2 protein-coding genes and 1 pseudogene are annotated in these 3,654 nt (G+C 70.5%); 2 read left to right on the top strand and 1 reads right to left on the bottom strand.

The genetic code is table 11. The features are described from left to right. A partial coding sequence (locus FNQ90_RS15930) for an MDR family MFS transporter (RefSeq protein WP_182606994.1) occupies positions 1 to 1,498 on the top strand: 1,498 nt, incomplete at its 5' end. A 367-nt stretch (positions 1,499 to 1,865) separates the two neighbouring features. Here FNQ90_RS15930 and FNQ90_RS15925 read toward each other — a convergent pair. Then, positions 1,866 to 2,408 (bottom strand): annotated as a pseudogene (locus tag FNQ90_RS15925) (transketolase); the annotation flags it as partial. 262 nt (positions 2,409 to 2,670) lie between these two features. Between FNQ90_RS15925 and FNQ90_RS15920 the strand changes: the two are divergent. Further along, the gene (locus tag FNQ90_RS15920; RefSeq protein WP_182606993.1) at positions 2,671 to 3,549 is read left to right on the top strand and encodes a RimK family alpha-L-glutamate ligase; all 879 of its coding nucleotides are present in this window, start codon (positions 2,671 to 2,673) and stop codon (positions 3,547 to 3,549) included. The last annotated feature ends 105 nt before the right edge of the window (positions 3,550 to 3,654 follow it).

The raw sequence follows: 3,654 nt of genomic DNA, 5'->3' as shown, positions 1-3,654 counted from the left end.
GCGCTTCCCCCTGCTCCTCGGCGCCCTGCTCCTGACCAGCGCCATGTCCATGCTGGACCAGTCGATCGTGGCGACCGCCGGCCCGAGCCTGGCCGCGGACCTGGGCGCCATGCACCTGTACAGCTGGACGTTCACCGCCTACATGCTCACTTTCGCCATGGCCATGCCCGTCTACGGGAAGCTTGGGGATCTTTTGGGGAGGCGGAACGTCTACCTGGCCGCCATCGCCCTGTTCGTCCTCGGATCGGTGGCCTGCGGCATGGCCACCTCGATGGAACAACTGATCGCCTTCCGGGCGCTCCAGGGGCTGGGGGGAGGGGGCCTCCAGGTCGGGGCCTTCGCCGTGCTCGGCGATCTCCTGCCCCCCCGCCGGCGGGCCCACTACCAGGGTTGGTTCGCCGGCGTCATGATCATCGCCAACCTGTCGGGTCCACCGGTCGGCGGCCTGCTGACCGACCTCCTCGGTTGGCAGTGGATCTTCTACGTCAACGTTCCGATCGGCATCGTGGCCTTCATCGGCCTCCGACTCCTGCTGCCCGCCAAGCCCCGGGCGGACTCCCGCCCGCCCTTCGACCTTCCCGGCCTCGCCCTGCTGACCGGCCTGATCTGCTGCCTGGTCCTGTTGACCGACCTGGCCGGCCGCCACGGCTGGACCCACCCCGCGGTCCTGCCGCTCGCGATCACCGCAGCCCTGGCGCTTCTGCTGTGGTTGCGCGTCGAACGACGCGCATCCGACCCCGCGGTTCCCCTGGACCTCTTCTCCGGGCGGTCCTTCGCCATCGCGGTCACCGTCGCCTTCGCCGTCAGCTTCGCCTTCTTCGGCTGCGTGAGCTTCGTTCCGCTGTTCCTCCAGATGGCCGCAGGGGTCGGCCCCACCGGCACGGGACTGCTGTTCCTCCCGGCCATGGCCGGGATGGCCCTGGCCACCATGCTGGTCGGCCGGTCCATCGGCAGGTCCGGTCGGTACAAGTGGTTTCCGGTGACCGGCACCGCCCTGGCCCTCGTCGCGACCGGGGCACTGGCCCTCACCTCCCCGGACACCGGCCTGCCGGTCATCGGTCTGCTGCTGACCGTGCTGGGCATCGGCGTCGGCATGTCCTCCCAGGTCACCACGGTGATCGCGCAGAACGCCGCCCCACGGCGACACATGGGGGTGAGCACCTCGACCGTCGGGCTGGCCCGCAACCTGGGGGTCGCCTTCGGCGTCGCCGTGCTCGGCGCCCTGGTCAACGCGCGGATCACCGCCGAGGCGGCCCACCGTCTGCCGTCGGAACTCGCGGACCGGGTCCTCTCCGGACACCTCTCCCCCGGTGAGGTGTCCGGACTCGGCGCCCGGGAGACCGCCGCGGTGGCCGAGGTGTACGGCGAGGCGCTGTCCTCCGCCTTCCTGGCGGCCTGCCCCCTCCTTCTGGCGGCGCTGGTGCTGGCCCTGCTGCTTCCGGACGACCGCCTGGCCGCGCGCGGCCCGGGAGGAGCGGGCAGGGCGTCCCGCCCGTAACGGGATCGAGTCGCGTCCGAGAGGCCCTTGAGGTCGGAGTGCCACGGTGTGGTCGGGTCCGCGACACGGCCTGACGCGGTTCGCCCCGGGGGCGGTGCCCGTGATGCTCCCTGTGGCACGGACATTCGCCCCCGTACGCCCGCCCCCGTCGCCGGTTCGCGCCGGCGACGGGGGCGGGTCCGTGCGCCCGGCCCCCGCCGAGGCCGGCCCACCCCGGGATCAACCCCGGGCGGTGGGTGGCCTCCAGCGCGGCCGGGGCGGGGTACGGGCCGCAGGCGGCCGCGGTGAGATCGGTGCCCTCGCGCGGTACCCGGGTCCGGCCCGATCGGGTCGGTGCGTCGGACGGCAGGTCGGGAGTGGCTCCCCGACCGAGTCGGAAGTACACCGGCGTGCCCAACGCGATGGCCCGACGAAGGAGTTCGGCCGTCTGTGGGCCGTCACCCGGCACCACCACGGTCATGTTCGGCAGCGTCCGCATCGCCGCCGGGTCCTCCAGCGCGTGGTGCGTGGGGCCGAGGTGACCGGCGGACACTCCCGAGTGGGTGGCGGCGATCAGCACCGGAAGGTTGTCCAGCGCGATGTCGGGCTTCACGGCCTCCACCGCGCGGGAGGAGGCGAACGCCGCCATGGTGTGCGCCGGCGGGACACCTCCCTCGCGGGCGATTCCGGAGGCAGCGCCCATCAGGGTGTGCTCGGCGATCCCGATGTTCACATGGCGTCCGGTACCGGTACCGGCACAGGGGTCCACCGTGCCGAAGAGCCCGGTATCGGTGTCCAGGACGACCAACCGCTCCTCGCCGGGGAGCAGCTCGGCGACGGTGTCACGGTAGACCTCGCGCGTCGAACGAAGGGCCGGGCGCCGGAACGGGGCGCACCCCGCGCATGGTCTTGATCCGCTCTCCCCGCCCATCAGGGAGTCACCGTGGGGGAGCGTCCTCCCGTCGAGTCCGTCCTGTGCCGGAACCGGGTCTCCCCATGCCTCGCGAAGGACCGTACCCGGTACAGAGCCGTAATCGGAGCTTGTAGCCGTACGGGGGTGGGTCAGTGGGGTGTGTCCCGGTGATTGAACTTGTCGCGGACGCCCGGTGGGCGATGTGCTCGTAGCCTCTTTTCCGTGCGGCGGGTCGGTTGTGCCGTCCGGGGTTGGTCAGTGGTCCTAGTACGGAGGTCACGTGTCAGCGACACCAGAGCGCCCGGGTGGCTGCGGAATCACGGTGCTTGCGAGCAGGGTCGGTGCGGACGAGAAGAGGCTGTTCGACGCATTCGACCGACGCGGGATCCGTTTCGAGCACGTGGATACGCGGCGTCAGTGGTTTGTGGCCGGTGGGCGTGGCTTGCCCCGGGGCCTCGCGTTGAACCGGGAAATCGGTCAGGTCCGCGCGGTGTACGCGGCCCGCTGTCTCACCGCGGCGGGAGTCGACGTGGTCAACAGCGCGGATGCGACCGAGGTGTGCGGTGACAAATGGCGTTCCACCGTGGCCTTGGAGGCGGCGGGGGTGGCGACACCGCGTACTGCGCTCGCTCTCACTCCGCAGGCCGCGCTGGCCGCTCTGGATTCGATCGGGTATCCGGCTCTGATCAAGCCGCTGGTCGGTTCGTGGGGCCGACTGGTGGTTCGTCTGGCTGACCGGGCTGCTGCGGAGGGCGTACTCGAGTACGTTGCCGCGTTGCCCGGGCCGCAGTCTCATCTCGGATATGTGCAGGAGCTGATCGACAAGCCCGGTCGGGACATCAGGGTGATCGTGGTCGGTGGTCAGGTACTGGGGGCTGTGTACCGGACGGGTGAGTCCTTGCGTACGAACGTGGCACTCGGTGGGCAGGCCCGGCCGTGCGAGGTGACCCCGGAGATCGACAAGCTCTCTGTCGACGCGGCCGCTGCCGTCGGCGCCGATATCGCCGGTGTCGATCTGATCGAGGACCGGGATGGCCGGCTGTTGGTCCTGGAGGTCAATCATCGGGTCGAGTTCACCGGTTTCCAGTCCGCGCTTGCCTCCCGGGTGGATGTCGCGGATCACATCGTGGGTCATCTACTGGATCGGATGCGGCGATGAACTGGGCTTTCACTCCATCGGGAAATGTGACCGAGACGTATGCGGCAGGACTGCTTCGGGCGATGCTGGAGATTCCCTCCCCGTCGTACCAGGAGCGCGCGCTGG

This window comes from Streptomyces alkaliphilus (assembly GCF_014141535.1).
GTDB classification, from domain to species: domain Bacteria; phylum Actinomycetota; class Actinomycetes; order Streptomycetales; family Streptomycetaceae; genus Streptomyces; species Streptomyces alkaliphilus.
Note: the sequence above shows the minus strand (reverse complement) of the source record. Positions and strands in the feature narration are given on the sequence as shown.